Raw genomic sequence first — 16,756 nt, 5'->3', positions numbered from 1 at the left:
CACACGGCGTCACGGCCGCACGGCGTCACCGCCGCACGGCGTCACGGCAGCCGAATCCCCGTCTCCATCCCACCCAACGCCCCCGCACACAGACACTCCCGCTCCCCACCGGCCGGCAGCCCCGCGACGGCATCGAACAGCACACCCCGCAGCCGGTCCACATTCGCGGCGAACACCTGGAGCACCTCCTCGTGCGAGACGCCCTCCCCGCTCTCCGCCCCCGCGTCCAAGTCGGTGACCAGCGTCAACGACGTGTAGCAGAGCTCCAGTTCCCGTGCGAGCGCGGCCTCGGGGTGCCCGGTCATGCCCACCACCGACCAGCCCTGCGCTGCGTGCCACCGTGACTCCGCCCGAGTCGAGAAACGCGGCCCCTCCACCACGACGAGCGTCCCTCCGTCCACCGGCTCCCAGTCACGGCCGCGCGCGGCCTTCAGCGCGGCCGCCCGGCCCACCGGGCAGTACGGATCGGCCAGCGATACGTGCACGACCTCCGGAATGCTGCCGTCCGGCAGCGGCACCCCGTCGAAGTACGTCTGCGTACGCGCCTTCGTGCGGTCCACCAGCTGATCGGGCACCAGCAGCGTGCCGGGCCCGTACTCGGCCCGCAGCCCGCCCACCGCACAGGGAGCGAGCACCTGGCGTACGCCGACGGAGCGCAGCGCCCAGAGGTTGGCGCGGTAGTTGATGCGGTGCGGCGGCAGGTGGTGCCCGCGGCCGTGCCGGGGCAGGAAGGCGACCCGCCGGCGCGCCCCGTCGCCGAGAGAGCCGTCGCCGAGAGAGCCGAGGAAGAGAGAGTCACTCGGGGCCCCGTAGGGGGTGTCGACCTGGACCTCGGTCACGTCGTCGAGGAAGGAGTAGAGGCCGGAGCCGCCGATCACGCCGATCTCGGCCCGTGTCACGTTCGCCGTGTTCACCATGGACGGCACGGTATCGGCGCCCGGACACGCCGAGGACCCCGCCGTCGGTGAACGGCGAGGTCCTTGGAGAAGAAGTCTGGAAGCCCTACGCGGCCGAGCTCGAAGCCGACGAGGAGCCGGACGACGAGGACGACGAAGCCGACGCTGACGAAGAAGCCGACGCGGCCGACGACGACTTGGCGTCGGATGTGGACTTCGACGGCGGCGCAGAAGACGGCGAAGACGACGGCGTGCTGCTCGACGACGAGCCGCGGCTGTCATTGCGGTAGAAGCCGGAGCCCTTGAAGACGATGCCGACCGCCGAGAACACCTTCTTGAGGCGTCCGTCGCAGTTCGGGCACACGGTCAGGGCGTCGTCCGTGAACTTCTGCACCGCCTCTAGGCCCTCGCCGCACTCGGTGCACTGGTACTGGTACGTCGGCACTTGCTTCCTCCTGGCACTCTCACTCGATGAGTGCTAACGACGATCCATAGTGACGTATTCCGGGGGATCAGTCCACCGTGACCGGCTGGCGGTGACCGACGCCACGTGCCACCGTGCGTCCGGGGGTCTTCGGAACGAGGCGCGAGCGCAGTGTCACGAGGACCGCGAGGGCCAGTGCCGTGCCGCCCAGGGGGACCAGGAATCCGGCCCCGCCCCAGAGGCGGTCCTCCAGCTGTCCGGCGACCGTGACGGCCGCGGCCTGGCCGAGTGCGACGGCGCCGGTCAGCCAGGTGAAGGCCTCGGTGCGGCCGGTCGGCGGGACCAGCTTGTCCACCAGCGTGTAGCCGGTGATCAGCGCCGGCGCGATGCAGACGCCGACCAGCAGGCCGAGCCCGGCGAGCAGCAGCGCGGAGTGCGCGGCCCACAGCCCGGAGGCCATCAGCGTCAGCGCCGCGTAGGCCACGAGGAGGCGCCGCTGCGGGGAGACCTTCCAGGCGATGGCGCCGCACACGACTCCGGAGAGCATGTTGCCCGCGGCGAACGTGCCGTACAGGACGCCGTTCAGGCCGGGCTCGCCGATGGACTCGGTGAAGGCGGCCAGTGAGACCTGCATGCCGCCGAAGACGGCGCCGATCCCGAGGAACGTCACGATCAGCACGCGGATACCGGGGATCCGCAGCGCGGAGACGTGCTCCACGCGCGCGTGGCCCTCGGTCTGCGAGGACGGCTTCGGCTGGGTGCCCTTCTGCGCGGCGAACAGCAGTCCGCCGATCAGCGTGAGCCCGGCTTCCGTGAGGAGCCCCGCGGAGGGGTCGACGCCGGTGCACAGCGCGGTCGCCACGAGCGGCCCGAGGACGAAGGTCAGCTCGTCGGTGACCGACTCGAAGGCGGCGGCGGTGGTGGCCAGCGGAGAGCCCTGGAGCCTGACGCCCCAGCGGGCCCGCACCATGGGGCCGATCTGCGGCGTCGAGGCGCCCGCGGGCACGGCGGCCACGAACAGCGCCCACAAGGGGGCGTCGGAGAGCGCGAGCACCGTCAGGGTGATGACGGAGGCGGAGTGGACGAGCACGCCGGGCACCAGCACGGCGCGCTGCCCGAACCGGTCGGCGAGCTTGCCGCTGAAGGGGGCGAACAGCGCCATGGAGACGCCGGTGACGGCGGAGACGGCGCCCGCGGCACCGTACGAGCCGGTGGTGTGCTGCACCAGCAGGACGATGGAGATGGTCAGCATCGCGAAGGGCTGTCGCGCCGCGAAGCCGGGGAGCAGGAACGTCCAGGCGCGAGGTGTGCGCAGGAGCTGTCCGTAACCCGGGCGGGATTCGGTGACCGTGGATGCCACGGCCCGTGCCTTTCTGCCGCCTGGTAGCGCGGCCCCCCTTGTGGGGCGGCGACGCCGAGAGCTGTCCTCTTGCGCGGAACTGCGGTAGATGCCGGGGCCCACTGCGGGGGCGCCACGACCGCCATACGGTCGCGCCAGCTCTGCTTCAGACAGAGTTGGTTCGATCAGTTGGTTCAGTCAGCTGGGTGCTCCGAGCAGGGTGCTTTCCAGCTTCCCCCTCGGGCGCCTTTATCGTACAGGCAATAGCCGCATCTGGCCCTGTGATCACAGCCGATGAGACCCCCGCCACCTACGATTGGTGCTTTTCTCCGTCGGTTCCCAGCCAGCTCGCGAGCTTTCCGCCGTGGCCGACCGCGCGCAGCCGCTTCTCGGCGGCGTCCCGCACCGGGTCGGTCGCCACGACCAGCAGCTCGTCGCCGCGCCGCAGCACCGTCGTGGGCAGCGGGACAAACGATTCGCCCTCCCGCACGATCAGCGTGACCGCCGCGCCCTGGGGCAGCCGCAGCTCGCCCACCTCGACGCCGTGCATGCGCGAGTTCTTGGGGATGGCGACCGACAAGAGGTGCCCGCGCAGCCGCTCCAGGGGCGCCGACTCGACGCCGAGGTCGGCGGCCTCCGAGGAGCCGCCGATCCGCAGCAGCTTGGCCAGCCAGGGCAATGTGGGGCCCTGGACGAGGGTGTAGACGACGACGAGCACGAAGACGATGTTGAAGATCCGCTGGCTGTCCTCGACGCCGTTCACCATGGGGATCGTGGCCAGGATGATGGGCACGGCGCCGCGCAGGCCGGCCCAGGACAGCAGTGCCTTCTCCTGCCACGGCATGCGGAACGGCAGCAGGCTCAGCACGACCTCCAGGGGCCGCGCCACCATCGTCAGGACCAGCCCGATGACGATCGCGTGCCAGGTGTCGTCGAGCAGCTCGTGCGGGGTGACCAGGAGGCCGAGCAGGACGAACATGCCGATCTGGGCGAGCCAGCCGAGGCCTTCGGCGAAGCCGCGGGTGGCGGGCCAGTGCGGCAGCCTGGCGTTGCCGAGGACCATCGAGGCGAGGTAGACGGCGAGGAAGCCGCTGCCGTGGGCCATGGCGCCGGCCGCGTAGGCGGCGACGGCGATCGCCATGACGGCGATGGGGTAGAGGCCGGAGGCGGGCAGGGCCACGTGCCGCAGGCCGTAGGCGCCGAGCCAGCCGACCGCGATGCCGATCGCGGCGCCGATCGCCAGCTCCAGGGCGATCGTGCCGAGCAGTACATACCAGTCGTCCACCGGTCCCGCCGTGGAGAACGCCACGACGAGGATGACCACAGGGGCGTCGTTGAACCCCGACTCCGCTTCCAGCACGCCCGTGATGCGCGAGGGGAGGGGCACCTTCCGCAGCACCGAGAAGACCGCCGCGGCGTCCGTGGAGGAGACGACCGCGCCGATGATCAAGGCTGCCCGCCAGTCAAGCCCCACCAGGTAGTGCGCACCGGCCGCCGTGATGCCCACGCTCACCGCGACACCGACCGTGGAGAGCACGGCGGCCGCCGGCAGGGCGGGCCGCACTTCCTTCCACTTCGTGCCGAGACCGCCCTCGGCCAGGATCACGACCAGAGCGGCATAGCCGATGACCTGCGTCAGTTCGGCGTTGTCGAAGTGGACGTCGCCGATGCCGTCCTGGCCCATGGCGACACCGATGCCGAGGTACAGGAGCAGGCTGGGGAGCCCGCTGCGCGACGAGATGCGGACCGCCGCCACCGCGACGAGCAGAACGAGCGAGCAGACGAGCAGGAGCTGGTTGAGGTGGTGGACAGTCAGGGGCCGTTCCTTCCTCCGTGCGCGCGCAACTACTTCTTGCGAGCCAAGTACTTCGTTACCTTACCTAATCGTTAACGCCCTCTTGATGCCTTCGAACGCGTTTACGATCTTTCGAGGTCCGGTTCCTGACTCCGCGTCCGGAGTCGAGACGCCCTGCGCCTATGGTTGCTCCAGCGCTCCCAGAGCCGCCCGCCCGACAGCACAGCCCGCCCTGCCGCTCGCGTAAGGACAGCAAGGACAGCGATGCCCTCCAACACCACCGCCTCTTCCGGTCATAAGTCCGGCAAGAAGAAGGGGCGCCGAGCCCGACTCGTCGTGATCGTCCTGGTCCTGGCCATCGTCGGAGGCATCGGCTTCGGCGCGTACTGGAGCGTCAGCACCGTGCGCGCCTCCTTCCCGCAGACCAAGGGGACCCTCAAGCTCGACGGCCTTTCCGGCAACGTCGAGGTGAAGCGCGACGGGAACGGCATCCCGCAGATCTACGCCGAGTCCGACGCCGACCTCTTCATGGCACAGGGCTTCGTCCAGGCGCAGGACCGCTTCTGGGAGATGGACGTCCGCCGTCATATGACCTCCGGGCGGCTCTCGGAGATGTTCGGCAAGAGCCAGGTCAAGCGCGATGAGTTCCTGCGCACGCTCGGCTGGCACCGGGTGGCGAAGAAGGAGTACGACTCCAAGCTCTCCCCCGAGACGAAGAAGTACCTCCAGGCGTACGCCAAGGGAGTCAACGCCTACCTCGCCGGCAAGGACGGCAAGGACATCTCCGTCGAGTACGCGGCGCTCGGCTTCACCAACGACTACAAGCCGCAGAAGTGGACCCCCGTCGACTCCGTGGCCTGGCTCAAGGCCATGGCCTGGGACCTGCGCGGCAACATGCAGGACGAGATCGACCGCTCCTTGATGACGAGCCGCCTCGGCCCCTCGCAGATCAAGGACCTGTACCCCGAGTACCCGTACAAGCGGAACAAGCCGATCGTCCGCGAGGGCGCCTACGACGCCGTCACCAAGGAGTACGACGCCAAGGGCACCGGCACGCAGTCCGGAACCGGCGGCACGGGCACCGGCACCGGCACAGGCACCGGCACAGGCGGCGCCACGGGCGCAGGCGGCGGCACGGCGGGCTCCGGCCTGGCGGGCGGCACCCAGGCGCCCGACGGGCTCCAGTCGCAGCTCTCGGGGGTCTCCGACGCCCTGGACGAGGTCCCCGCGATCCTCGGCCCGAACGGCAACGGCATCGGCTCGAACTCCTGGGTCGTCTCCGGCGAGCACACCATCACCGGCAAGCCGCTCCTCGCCAACGACCCGCACCTGGCCCCGCAGCTGCCGTCCGTCTGGTACCAGATGGGCCTGCACTGCCGGTCGGTCTCCGACAAGTGCCAGTACGACGTCTCCGGTTACACCTTCTCCGGCATGCCGGGCGTCGTCATCGGCCACAACGGTGAGATCGCCTGGGGCATGACGAACCTCGGAGCCGACGTCACGGACCTCTACCTGGAGAAGTTCACCGGGGACGGATACCAGTACGGCGAGAAGGTGCTGCCCTTCGAGTCGCGCGAGGAGACCATCAAGGTCGCGGGCGGCAAGGCGAAGAAGATCACGGTCCGCGAGACCAACAACGGCCCGCTCATCTCCGACCGCGACGACGAGCTGGTCAAGGTCGGCAAGAAGGCCCACGTCGACGCCGCGGCCCCCGACCGGGGCGACGGCTACGGAGTGGCGCTGCGCTGGACGGCGCTGGACCCCGGCAAGTCCATGGACGCGGTCTTCAAGCTCAACAAGGCCAAGGACTTCACGGAGTTCCGCAAGGCGGCCGCCCTCTTCGAGGTGCCGTCCCAGAACCTCATCTACGCCGACCGCGAGGGCCACATCGGCTACCAGGCGCCCGGCAGGATCCCGGTCCGCGGCAAGGGCGACGGTTCGCTCCCGGCGCCCGGTTGGGACCCGGAGTACCGCTGGACGGACTACATCCCGCAGGACGCCCTGCCGTACGAGTACGACCCCAAGCGCGGCTACATCGTCACCGCCAACCAGGCCGTGATCGACGACAGCGACAAGGCGAAGTACCCGTACAAGCTCACCGGGGACTGGGGCTACGGCGCGCGCAGCCAGCGCATCGACGACCTGATCCAGTCGAAGATCAAGAACGGCGGCAAGATCTCCACCGAGGACATGCGCCTCATGCAGATGGACAACAGCAGCGAGATCGCCAAGCTTCTGGTGCCCAAGTTGCTGAAGATCGACGTCAAGGACAAGTACGTCCGCGAGGCGCAGAAGCTCCTGGAGGGCTGGGATTACACCCAGGACGCCGATTCGGCCGCCGCCGCGTACTTCAACTCGGTCTGGCGCAACATCCTCAAGCTCGCCTTCGGCAACAAGCTTCCCAAGGAGCTGCGCGTCAAGGGCCAGTGCCTGAGCGTCGAGCCGGCCGGCAACACCGGTCCCGCGGACGAGGGCAAGAAGGTGCGCGAGTGCGGTGAGCGTGACGCGGACTCGGCCCAGCCGGACGGCGGCGACCGCTACTACGAGGTGATCCGCAAGATCATCGACGACGAGACCAACGACTGGTGGAAGTCGCCCAAGACCCGCACCGACAAGGCGACCAAGACCCGCGACCAGCTGTTCGCGCGGGCCCTTGAGGACGCGCGCTGGGACCTGACGGCCAAGCTCGGCAAGGACATCGACACCTGGAGCTGGGGCCGCCTGCACCGCCTCACGCTGAAGAACCAGACGCTCGGCACCGAGGGCCCCGGCTGGCTCCAGTTCGTGCTCAACCGCGGGCCCTGGAACCTCGGCGGCGGTGAGGCGGCGGTCAACGCCACCGGCTGGAACGCGGCGGGCGGCTACGGCGTGGTCTGGGTGCCGTCGATGCGCATGGTGGTGAACCTCAAGGACCTCGACAAGTCCAAGTGGATCAACCTCACCGGCGCCTCGGGGCACGCGTACAACGACCACTACACCGACCAGACCGAGAAGTGGGCCAAGGGCGAACTCCTGCCCTGGGGTTACTCGGAGAAGGCGGTCGAGAAGAGCACCAGCGACAAGCTGGTCCTGCGCCCCTGACCGGAACCCGTCCGGCGCCGGCAGTCTGACATCGGAAGATCCCGAAAGGGCCCCCCACGCGCGCGTGGAGGGCCCTTTCGGCTGTCCAGGGGGTCAGCGGAAGCGGCGCACCCCCGACGGCGTCACCACGGCGTGCACCGGCAGGTCGTGCGCCTCCGCGGGGAGGTGCGGGACGACTTCGGAGTCGTAAAGGAGCACCACGAGAGCGGGATCGGCGCCCGAGAGCTCCAGGCGGGCCAGGACGCGGTCGTACGAGCCGCCGCCCCGCCCGAGCCGCGCGCCGCGCTCGTCCACCGCGAGCCCCGGCAGCAGAACGGCGTCCGCCCCCAGGACGGCTTCGGGGCCGAGCCGCTCTCCGGAGGGCTCCAGCAGCTCGATCTTCCCCTGGTGCCGCACCCGGACCAGGGAGCCCTCCCCGTCGTACGCGGCCCAGTCCAGGTCGTTGTCCGGGAGCAGCACCGGCAGCAGGACGCGTGTCCCGCGCGCGTGGAGGGCGTCGAGCAGCACGCGCGTGCCGGGCTCGCTCCCCACGGAGACGTACGCCGCCACCGTCCGCGCCCCGGCCAGCTCCGCGAGCTCCAGCGCGTGCTCGGCGAGCAGTACGGCCGCCTTGTGCGTGTCATCCCCCGTCAACCCGCTTCTCACCGCGAGGAGGTCTCGCCGCAACGTGCGCTTGGTTGGCTGTCCGCCGGTCTCGGTTCCGCTCATCGGATTCTCACATTTCTCCCTGGTGGGCGCATATGCCATCGAATTACCTGGACCCACAGATTCCGCACATACGTACCGGATATGGTGTCGACATGACTGAGTCTCACCCCCGCACCCCCCGGATCACCAAGGCGGTCATCCCGGCGGCAGGCCTCGGCACGCGCTTCCTGCCGGCGACCAAGGCGACTCCCAAGGAGATGCTGCCGGTCGTCGACAAGCCGGCGATCCAGTACGTGGTCGAGGAGGCCGTGTCGGCGGGTCTCGACGACGTCCTCATGATCACGGGCCGCAACAAGCGCCCGCTGGAGGACCACTTCGACCGCAACTACGAGCTGGAGTCGGCCCTCCTGAAGAAGGGCGACGAGGCGCGGCTCGCCAAGGTCCAGGAGTCCAGCGACCTGGCGACGATGCACTACGTCCGCCAGGGCGACCCCAAGGGGCTCGGTCACGCGGTGCTGTGCGCGGCCCCGCACGTCGGCAAGGAGCCGTTCGCCGTACTCCTCGGCGACGACCTCATCGACCCCCGCGACCCGCTCCTCGCCCGCATGGTCGAGGTCCAGGAGGAGTGCGGCGGCAGCGTCATCGCCCTCATGGAGGTGGCACCCGAGCAGATCCACCTCTACGGCTGCGCCGCCGTCGAGCCCACCGAGGACGGCGACCTCGTCAAGGTCACCGACCTGGTCGAGAAGCCCGACACCGCCGACGCGCCCAGCAACTACGCGATCATCGGCCGCTACGTCCTCGACCCCGCCGTCTTCGACGTGCTGCGCACGACCGAGCCGGGCCGCGGCGGCGAGATCCAGCTCACCGATGCCCTCCAGCAGCTCGCCGCGGACGAGAAGGTCGGTGGCCCGGTGCACGGCGTCGTCTTCAAGGGCCGCCGCTACGACACCGGCGACCGGGGCGACTATCTGCGTGCCATTGTCAGACTGGCGTGCGAACGTCAGGATCTGGGCCCTGACTTCAAGGCCTGGCTTCGCAGTTACGTCACCGAGGAGATGTAGCACTTTGAGCAGCAGCACGACGACACCGACCACCGGCCAGAGCCCCCTGTGGTCGGTGGAAGAGCATCTGGACGACATCCTCGCGACCGTCCGCCCGCTCGAACCCATCGAGCTCCAACTCCTCGACGCACAGGGCTGCGTCCTCGTCGAGGACGTCACGGTGCCCGTCTCGCTGCCGCCCTTCGACAACAGCTCCATGGACGGGTACGCGGTACGGGTCGCCGACATCGAGGGCGCCAGCGAGGAGTTCCCCGCCGTCCTGCGCGTCATCGGCGACGTGGCGGCGGGCGCGGGCGAGCAGCCCACCGTCGGCGCGGGCCAGGCGGCCCGCATCATGACCGGCGCCCCGCTGCCGCCCGGCGCCGAGGCCGTCGTCCCCGTGGAGTGGACCGACGGAGGCCTCGGCGAAGGCCCCGCCTCCGGGATGCGCGCCCACAGCGCCGCCCCGGAGGGCGCCTCCGGCGAGGTCCGCGTGCACCGCCCGGCGGAGGCACGCGCGCACGTACGCGCGCGAGGCAGCGACGTCCGCGCCGGCGACCGCGCCCTGAGCGCGGGCACGGTCCTCGGCCCGCCCCAGATCGCCCTGCTCGCCGCCGTCGGCCGCGGCACCGTGAAGGTCCGCCCGCGCCCCCGCGTGGTCGTCATGTCCACCGGCAGCGAACTGATCCAGCCCGGCGAGTCCCTGGCGGACGGTCAGATCTACGACTCCAACAGCTTCGCCCTCACCGCCGCCGCCCGCGACGCCGGAGCCATCGCCTACCGCGTCGGCGCGGTCGCCGACGACGCCGAGACGCTGCGCTCCACCATCGAGGACCAGCTGATCCGCGCCGACCTCGTCGTCACCACGGGCGGCGTGAGCGTCGGCGCGTACGACGTCGTGAAGGAGGCCCTGACCTCCCTCGGCGACCCGGACGAGGAGACCGGCATCGGGGCGGGCGGCGGTGTGGAGTTCCGCAAGCTCGCCATGCAGCCGGGCAAGCCGCAGGGCTTTGGCACCATCGGCCCCGACCACACCCCGCTGCTCGCGCTGCCGGGCAACCCCGTCTCCTCGTACGTCTCCTTCGAGCTCTTCGTGCGCCCGGCGATCCGTACGCTGATGGGCCTGCCGGAGGTCCACCGGCCGCTCACGCGCGCGGGGCTGGCCGCCGGGAAGGCGCTCGGTTCGCCCGCGGGGCGCCGCCAGTTCCTGCGGGGGAAGTACGACGCCGGGGCCGGCACCGTGACGCCCGTCGGGGGCGCCGGCTCGCATCTGGTCGCCGCGCTCGCCCACGCGGACGCGCTGATCGTCGTCCCCGAGGACGTCACCTCGGTGGAGCCGGGCACGGACGTCGACGTGGTCCTGCTCGGCTGAGAACGCCGCCCGCGCGGTACCGTGTCGCGCACAACAGGCCCGCGCGCGCCGCACCGCGCGGGGCCCGGACCGGGAGCGCCACAGCACATGACCGCGATTTCCCGGGGGGACACCCCCGGCCCTGAGCAGCAGCGACTGACGCACATCGACGAGGCGGGCGCGGCCCGCATGGTCGATGTGTCCGCGAAGGACGTGACCGCCCGCACCGCCCGCGCCAGCGGCCGCGTCCTCGTCTCGCCGCGTGTGATCGAACTCCTGAGGGGCGAGGGCGTCCCCAAGGGCGACGCCCTCGCCACCGCCCGGATCGCCGGGATCATGGGTGCCAAGCGCACCCCCGACCTGATCCCGCTCTGCCACCCCCTGGCCGTCTCCGGAGTGAAGCTGGACCTCTCCGTGGCGGACGACGCCGTCGAGATCCTCGCCACGGTGAAGACCACGGACCGTACGGGCGTGGAGATGGAGGCCCTCACCGCGGTGAGCGTCGCGGCCCTCACGGTCATCGACATGGTCAAGGCCGTCGACAAGGGCGCCGTCATCACGGACGTACGCGTCGAGGAGAAGACCGGCGGCAAGTCCGGGGACTGGAGCCGCGAAGGAGCCGGGGCATGAGCGGACGGGACGCGCACGGAGACGGGCATGGGCATGGGCACGGGCACGGGCACGGCGAGCGTGCGCAGGAGGCCCCGGCGCTTCGGGCGGCCCCGGCGGCCCGGGACGCGTCGCAGGGCGGCGCCCTGCTCGCGCCGTACAGCGCGCTCGTCGTCACCGCCTCCAACCGCGCCGCCGCCGGTGTCTACGCCGACCGCGGCGGCCCGATCCTCGCCGAGGGGCTGGCCGCGCTCGGGTTCGCCGTCGACGGGCCCCAGGTCGTCCCCGACGGGGACCCCGTCGAGCGGGCCCTGCGCGCGGGAGCCGAGGCGGGCTACGACGTCATCCTCACCACCGGCGGCACCGGCATCTCGCCCACCGACCGCACGCCCGAGGCCACCCGCCGCGTCATCGACCACGAGGTGCCCGGCATCGGGGAGGCGATCCGCGCGTACGGCAGGGACAAGGTCCCCACAGCCGTGCTCTCCCGGGGCCTCGCCGGGGTCGCGGGCCGGACGCTCATCGTGAACCTGCCGGGCTCCACGGGCGGCGTACGCGACGGCCTCGCCGTCCTGGAGCCGCTGCTCGCGCACGCCGTCGACCAGTTGCGCGGCGGCGACCATCCCGGGCCCGCGGGGGGTACGAGCTGAACAGCCCTGCCTGGCCCGTCGAGCTGACGGACGGAGACGTCACCCTCCGCCCGATAAAGATGCGCGACCAGCGCGCCTGGCGTGAGGTCAACCGGCGCAACCGTGACTGGCTGCGCCCCTGGGAGGCGACGATCCCGCCGCCCACGGCCGGCGGCCCGATCGTGCACCGCCCCACCTACCGGCAGATGGTCCGCCATCTGCGCGCCGAGGCGGGCGCGGGCCGGATGCTGCCGTTCGTCATCGAGTTCCAGGGCCGTCTCGTCGGGCAGCTGACGGTCGCCGGGATCACCTGGGGATCGATGTGCTCGGGCCACGTCGGCTACTGGGTCGACGAGTCCGTCGCGGGGCGCGGTGTGATGCCGACCGCCGTCGCGCTCGCGGTGGACCACTGCTTCCGCTCGGTCGGTCTGCACCGTATCGAGGTCTGTATTCGGCCCGAGAACACGCCGAGCCGCCGGGTCGTGGAGAAACTCGGATTCCGTGAGGAGGGGCTTCGTCCACGGTATCTTCACATCGACGGTGCCTGGCGCGATCATCTCGTCTTCGCGCTCACCGCTGAAGAGGTGCCGGAAGGGTTGCTGCGCCGCTGGCACCAGGCCCGACCTCGGAACACTGCCTAGCCGACCGGACTCCGACACAAATGAAATAAGTGTTCGAATTTGATCGCCGAACGACCGTCCAGGGTCCCTATGAGCCTTGTCCCGGGCATTTATTTCACGCCGACGGCCTCCTGCTGATCGCATCAGTCACAAAAAAAGTTCGAGATATCAGCCGGATCGTGCGACACACCGGCGCAATTGGCGGATGGCCTCACGCAAACCCCTCTACCGTGTGAGCGTGAGCAGCAGCGGCCTCATCTACGCAGTCATCGTCGGGGCCTGGGCCGCCTACTTGGTGCCGATGTGGCTCCGTAGGCAGGACGAGCTGAACGAAGCCCGTCCGACGGAACGCTTCAGCACCGCCATCCGGCTGCTGTCCGGACGGGCGGGGATGGAGCGCCGATACGCCAAGGACCTGCAAGCCCGCTCGCCCGAAGAAGGGGAGACGCGCGGCGACCCGGACGACGTCACCGGCTCGGTGGACGTCCGGGCCTTCGCCATGCCTCCGGTCGACCGGGCGGAGCCCCAGGCGGACCGGGCGGAGTCCCCGACGGACCGGGCGGAGTCCGTCGCGGCGCGGAGTGAACCTCCGGCCCGTCAGCAGGCGCGCCCCGAAGCCGAACCGGAACGCGAGCAGCCGCCGCGCGCCAAGGCGTCGCCCGCGCAGCGTGCCGCCTCGGCCGAGGCCGCCGCGCGCGCCAGGCGTTCGAAGGTCCTCGCCCGGCGCCGGCGCACGACGATGATGCTCTTCCTGGCCTTCACGGCTGGAGCGGTCGTCGCCGGGGTGGGCGGTCTCGCCTTCCTGTGGGCGCCCGCCGTGCCCGCCGTGCTGCTGAGCGCGTACATCGTCTATCTGCGCGGCCAGGAGCGGCGGCGTTTCACGTACACGATGGACCGGCGCCGGGCCGAGGCCGCGGCGCAGCGGCTGCGGGAGAGCCGGCCCGGCGCGGTACCGCGAGCGCGGAGCCCGTCGCCGACGAGGCGGCGCGGGAGGCGCAGGCGCCCGGGACGGAGACGGGCCTGTCCGCGCTCGCCGCCGACCGCCGCGCCCTCGTCGAGCAGACCGACCACGCGGAGTGGGTCGACCAGCAGCGGGAGCGCCAGCACGGGCCCGGCCGGGGCGACAGCTGGGACCCGGTCCCGGTGCCCCTGCCGACGTACGTGACCGCGCCGGTCGCCCCGCGCGCCACCAGCGGCGTCGACCTGGGCGCCCCCGACACCTGGAGCTCGGCGCGCTCCAGCACGGCCGAGCCCGCTGCCGACGAGGCGCGGCGCGGCGCCGGCACGGCCCGGGCCGCCGGGTCCGCCGGAGATATCGACGCGGCCGAGGGCTCCGACGCGGCCGGGGGTCGCAGCGACAAGCGGCGGGCCGCGTCCGCGCGGCGGGCCCGCGAGCGCGGTCGTACGCCGCTCTTCGACCAGTACGAGGACGGGGACCGGCCCCGCGCCGCCAACGAGTGAGGCGCCGTGGGGTCCGCCCCGGCTGACCAGCCAGGACCGGATTTCCGAGCACCCGGATCGGGATGCTAGAGTTTCACTCGTTGCAAGGGCCTGTGGCGCAGTCCGGTAGCGCACCTCGTTCGCATCGAGGGGGTCTGGGGTTCAAATCCCCACAGGTCCACTGCACATGAGATCCCGTCCAGTTCATCGAACTGGACGGGATCTCGGCGTTGTGCCCCTCAGAGCGCCTTCGCATAGCAGAGGCTCTCGTCGTGGAAGCGGTAGTAGCCGAACTTGGCGGGGGCGGGGGTGTAGCCGCTGGAGGTGTAGAGGGCTATGGCCTCGGGCTGTTTTGTGCCTGTTTCCAGGACCATCCGTACGCGGTTCGCCGCCTTCGCGTCCGTCTCCAGCTCTGCCAGGATGCGCCGGGCGAGGCCGAGGCCGCGTGCCTCGGGTGTGACGTACATCCGCTTGAGCTCCGCGTCGCCGTTCTCGTAGCCCTCGCCGTTCTCGTCCATCGCCCGCCAGCCGCCGGTGGCCAGCGGGGTGCCGGTCTCGTCGTATGCGATGAGGTAGAGGCCCCGTGGCGGCTCGAACATGGACGGGTCGAGGAAGGTGACGTCGCCGTCGTCGCCGTAGCGCTGCGCGTATTCGCGCTGGACGCGGTCGTTGAGCTCGACGGCGTGGGGGTGGGCGAACGTGACGGTGCGCAGGTGGACGCGGGGGGCGGTGTCGGCGGTCTGGATACTCATGCGTGGCATCGTACTTCTATGCGGCGGCCGGGGGAATGCGTGTTCCAGTGTGCCGGGGTGGCCGGGCGCGGGTCAGGGGTTCGGATGGTGGCGCCGGTCACGGATGGGCCGTGTGGGAGCCTGATCCCCGGTCCGGGAGAAGAGGCCGGAGGAGAGTAGGGCGAGTGTTGTGCTGACAGTGACCTCTGTGAACGTGAACGGGTTGCGTGCCGCGGCCAAGAAGGGGTTCGTCGAGTGGCTCGGCGGGACCACGGCCGATGTGCTGTGCCTCCAGGAGGTGCGCGCCGAGCCGCAGCAGCTGCCGGACGAGGTCCGCGCGCCCGAGGGGTGGCATGTCGTGCACGCGCCCGCCGCGGCGAAGGGGCGCGCCGGCGTCTCCCTGTACACGCGCCGTGAGCCGGACCGGGTGCGGATCGGCTTCGGTTCGAGCGAGTTCGACGGCAGCGGGCGGTACGTCGAGGCCGATCTGCCGGGTGTCACCGTCGCGAGCCTGTATCTGCCGTCGGGAGAGGTCGGCACCGAGCGGCAGGACGAGAAGACGCGGTTCATGGCGGAGTTCCTCGTGTACCTGAAGGAGCTCAAGGCGCGGGCCGCCGCCGACGGGCGCCACGTCGTCGTCTGCGGCGACTGGAACATCGCCCACCAGGAGGCCGACCTCAAGAACTGGAAGGGCAACAAGAAGAACTCCGGGTTCCTGCCCGAGGAGCGCGCCTGGATGAGCGAGGTCTTCGAGGAGTACGAGGACGTCGTGCGGGCGCAGCACCCGGGTGTGGAGGGGCCCTACTCGTGGTGGTCCTACCGCGGACGCGCCTTCGACAACGACACGGGCTGGCGCATCGACTACCACGTCGCGACGGCCGGTCTCGCCGAGCGCGCCGTGAAGGCGTACGTGGAGCGGGCCGCGACGCACGCGGAGCGGTGGAGCGATCACGCGCCCGTGACCGTGGTCTACGACCTGTAGGCGTCCGCCAGGGGGGTGGTCCTCGGCGGGACACGGTCACAAAGTCCGGCACAGGGCTGTCCGGGGCCCTCCCGGCATGGCAGATTGCGGTCGCGTACACGACCAACTGCCGTGGAGCCGGGGGTACTTCGTGTCGGGCATGCCTACGAGACGTGCCGTGGTGCTGGGCGCCGCGGGGGCCGGGATCGCGGCGGCGCTGCCCGCCACGGCGGCGCACGGGGCGAGCGGGGGCGCGGTCCCGGCCGGGACGCCGCCCGTGCTGCTGACCGAGCAGGCGTCCCGGCGCCTCCTCGTCCTCGACCCGCGGCGGCGCGTGTGGGACCCGGCCGCCGATCCGTCGGTGGTGCGGTGGCAGTTCTCGCCGCTCGACGACCCGCGTTACCGGGATCTGCGCCCGGACGTGAGCTGGGTGTATCCGTGCGAGGCGAAGGTGCGGGTGCACCGGAAGCGTACGTATGTGCTGACGACGGCGTCGTTCGGGTTCGTGGCGGTCGTCGAGCATCCCACGGGGCGGCGGTTTTGGGGCGCGGCGCTCGGGCCCGGGGACGACCTGCTCAATCCGCACAGCGCCGAGATCCTGCCCGACGGCAACGTCGCCGTCGCGTGCAGCACGGGCGCGCTGGTCCGGCTGTACGCGGCGTCGCAGGGGCCGCGCGCCGAGCGGTACGCGGAGGCCCGGCTCAAGGGCGCCCATGGGTTGCACTGGGACGGTGTGCGGCGGGTGCTGTGGGCCATCGGTGACGATGAGCTGGTGACGTATGAGGTGGGCGGCACCGCCGCGCGGCCCGCCTTGACCCGGACCTCGGCGGTCGGCCTGCCGGTGGGGACGCCGGGCCGCACGCCCGGCGGCCACGATCTCTTCCCGGTGGCGGGGCGGCCGGGGCGGCTGTGGGTGACGACCAATACGGCCGTCTTCCAGTACGAGACGAGCAGGGGAGTCTTCGTCCAGGACTTCGCCGGGGCCGGGGAGGTCTCGCGGAAGTCGGTGAAGGCCGTCGGCGACGATCCGCGCACCGGGCAGGTCCTGAGCACCGTGCCCGAGCGCGGCCTCGGGGAGACGTGGTGGACGACGACGGTGAGCGTCCACCGGCCCGCGAGCAGCTACAAGCTGGTCGGCGGCGGGATCTACAAGGCGCGGTGGTGGCTGCCGCGCTGACCGTGACCTCGC

At 71.2% G+C, this 16,756-nt stretch carries 14 protein-coding genes, 1 tRNA gene and 1 pseudogene; 10 read left to right on the top strand and 6 right to left on the bottom strand.

From position 1 onward, the window contains the following. Window positions 1–41 precede the first annotated feature (41 nt). From ACOBQB_RS25465 to ACOBQB_RS25450, 4 genes are all read right to left on the bottom strand, one after another. A complete protein-coding gene (locus tag ACOBQB_RS25465) occupies window positions 42–917 on the bottom strand; it encodes an S-methyl-5'-thioadenosine phosphorylase (RefSeq protein ID WP_423594575.1) in 876 nt (291 codons plus the stop codon). Between the two features lie 85 nt (window positions 918–1,002). Then, window positions 1,003–1,341: an FmdB family zinc ribbon protein gene (locus ACOBQB_RS25460; protein WP_423594573.1), complete on the bottom strand. Its 339-nt coding sequence runs from the start codon at window positions 1,339–1,341 to the stop codon at window positions 1,003–1,005. A gap of 67 nt (window positions 1,342–1,408) precedes the next feature. Then, complete coding sequence (locus ACOBQB_RS25455; RefSeq protein ID WP_423594571.1) at window positions 1,409–2,680, bottom strand: MFS transporter; 1,272 nt, start codon at window positions 2,678–2,680, stop codon at window positions 1,409–1,411. Between the two features lie 289 nt (window positions 2,681–2,969). Beyond that, on the bottom strand, window positions 2,970–4,475 hold the full coding sequence (locus tag ACOBQB_RS25450) for a potassium/proton antiporter (RefSeq protein ID WP_423598748.1): 1,506 nt from the start codon (window positions 4,473–4,475) through the stop codon (window positions 2,970–2,972). 243 nt (window positions 4,476–4,718) lie between these two features. Here ACOBQB_RS25450 and ACOBQB_RS25445 point away from each other — a divergent pair, with 243 nt between their 5' ends. After that, entirely contained in the window at window positions 4,719–7,535 is a 2,817-nt protein-coding gene (locus ACOBQB_RS25445) for a penicillin acylase family protein (protein ID WP_423594569.1), read from the top strand. A gap of 93 nt (window positions 7,536–7,628) precedes the next feature. Here ACOBQB_RS25445 and ACOBQB_RS25440 read toward each other — a convergent pair whose 3' ends face one another. Beyond that, window positions 7,629–8,243 carry a 5-formyltetrahydrofolate cyclo-ligase gene (locus ACOBQB_RS25440; RefSeq protein WP_423594567.1) on the bottom strand — a complete coding sequence of 205 codons (615 nt, stop codon included), beginning with the start codon at window positions 8,241–8,243 and terminating at the stop codon, window positions 7,629–7,631. 92 nt (window positions 8,244–8,335) lie between these two features. On the opposite strand from ACOBQB_RS25440, the gene galU reads away from it, so the two are divergent. The 7 genes and pseudogenes from galU (at window position 8,336) to ACOBQB_RS25405 (ending at window position 14,056) form a co-directional block, all read left to right on the top strand. Beyond that, on the top strand, window positions 8,336–9,247 hold the full coding sequence (gene galU / locus ACOBQB_RS25435; RefSeq protein WP_423594565.1) for a UTP--glucose-1-phosphate uridylyltransferase GalU: 912 nt from the start codon (window positions 8,336–8,338) through the stop codon (window positions 9,245–9,247). A 4-nt stretch (window positions 9,248–9,251) separates the two neighbouring features. Continuing rightward, complete coding sequence (gene glp, locus ACOBQB_RS25430) at window positions 9,252–10,598, top strand: gephyrin-like molybdotransferase Glp (RefSeq protein WP_423594563.1); 1,347 nt, start codon at window positions 9,252–9,254, stop codon at window positions 10,596–10,598. An 87-nt stretch (window positions 10,599–10,685) separates the two neighbouring features. Continuing rightward, window positions 10,686–11,207, top strand: coding sequence for a cyclic pyranopterin monophosphate synthase MoaC (gene moaC / locus ACOBQB_RS25425; protein WP_219687546.1), 522 nt, complete (start codon window positions 10,686–10,688; stop codon window positions 11,205–11,207). Beyond that, window positions 11,204–11,836 (top strand): MogA/MoaB family molybdenum cofactor biosynthesis protein, encoded by a 633-nt coding sequence (locus tag ACOBQB_RS25420; protein ID WP_423594561.1) that lies wholly within the window; start codon window positions 11,204–11,206, stop codon window positions 11,834–11,836. Before moaC ends, ACOBQB_RS25420 begins: the two co-directional genes overlap by 4 nt. 59 nt (window positions 11,837–11,895) lie before the next feature. Next, the gene (locus ACOBQB_RS25415; RefSeq protein WP_392143565.1) at window positions 11,896–12,456 is read left to right on the top strand and encodes a GNAT family N-acetyltransferase; all 561 of its coding nucleotides are present in this window, start codon (window positions 11,896–11,898) and stop codon (window positions 12,454–12,456) included. A gap of 184 nt (window positions 12,457–12,640) precedes the next feature. Then, window positions 12,641–13,896, top strand: a pseudogene (gene glpR, locus ACOBQB_RS25410) (gephyrin-like molybdotransferase receptor GlpR). Window positions 13,897–13,982: 86 nt separating this feature from the next. Beyond that, window positions 13,983–14,056 (top strand) — tRNA-Ala (locus ACOBQB_RS25405). Between the two features lie 58 nt (window positions 14,057–14,114). Here the strand turns inward: ACOBQB_RS25405 and ACOBQB_RS25400 are convergent. Further along, a complete protein-coding gene (locus ACOBQB_RS25400; RefSeq protein ID WP_423594559.1) occupies window positions 14,115–14,627 on the bottom strand; it encodes a GNAT family N-acetyltransferase in 513 nt (170 codons plus the stop codon). Between the two features lie 178 nt (window positions 14,628–14,805). On the opposite strand from ACOBQB_RS25400, the gene ACOBQB_RS25395 reads away from it, so the two are divergent. Continuing rightward, on the top strand, window positions 14,806–15,588 hold the full coding sequence (locus ACOBQB_RS25395) for an exodeoxyribonuclease III (RefSeq protein WP_423594557.1): 783 nt from the start codon (window positions 14,806–14,808) through the stop codon (window positions 15,586–15,588). A 139-nt stretch (window positions 15,589–15,727) separates the two neighbouring features. After that, the gene (locus tag ACOBQB_RS25390; RefSeq protein WP_423594555.1) at window positions 15,728–16,744 is read left to right on the top strand and encodes a DUF6528 family protein; all 1,017 of its coding nucleotides are present in this window, start codon (window positions 15,728–15,730) and stop codon (window positions 16,742–16,744) included. Window positions 16,745–16,756 lie beyond the last annotated feature (12 nt).

The organism is Streptomyces sp. G5(2025) (genome assembly GCF_049542075.1).
In the GTDB taxonomy this organism is placed as follows: Bacteria; Actinomycetota; Actinomycetes; order Streptomycetales; family Streptomycetaceae; genus Streptomyces.
Note: the sequence above shows the minus strand (reverse complement) of the source record. Positions and strands in the feature narration are given on the sequence as shown.

Coding starts and splice junctions, on each gene's coding strand:
- ACOBQB_RS25390 (WP_423594555.1), top strand. CDS start 15,728: ATGCCTACGAGACGTGCCGTGGTGCTGGGCGCCGCGGGGGCCGGGATC.
- ACOBQB_RS25440 (WP_423594567.1), bottom strand. CDS start 8,243: ATGAGCGGAACCGAGACCGGCGGACAGCCAACCAAGCGCACGTTGCGG.
- ACOBQB_RS25445 (WP_423594569.1), top strand. CDS start 4,719: ATGCCCTCCAACACCACCGCCTCTTCCGGTCATAAGTCCGGCAAGAAG.
- ACOBQB_RS25400 (WP_423594559.1), bottom strand. CDS start 14,627: ATGAGTATCCAGACCGCCGACACCGCCCCCCGCGTCCACCTGCGCACC.
- galU (WP_423594565.1), top strand. CDS start 8,336: ATGACTGAGTCTCACCCCCGCACCCCCCGGATCACCAAGGCGGTCATC.
- ACOBQB_RS25415 (WP_392143565.1), top strand. CDS start 11,896: ATGCGCGACCAGCGCGCCTGGCGTGAGGTCAACCGGCGCAACCGTGAC.
- ACOBQB_RS25420 (WP_423594561.1), top strand. CDS start 11,204: ATGAGCGGACGGGACGCGCACGGAGACGGGCATGGGCATGGGCACGGG.
- moaC (WP_219687546.1), top strand. CDS start 10,686: ATGACCGCGATTTCCCGGGGGGACACCCCCGGCCCTGAGCAGCAGCGA.
- ACOBQB_RS25465 (WP_423594575.1), bottom strand. CDS start 917: ATGGTGAACACGGCGAACGTGACACGGGCCGAGATCGGCGTGATCGGC.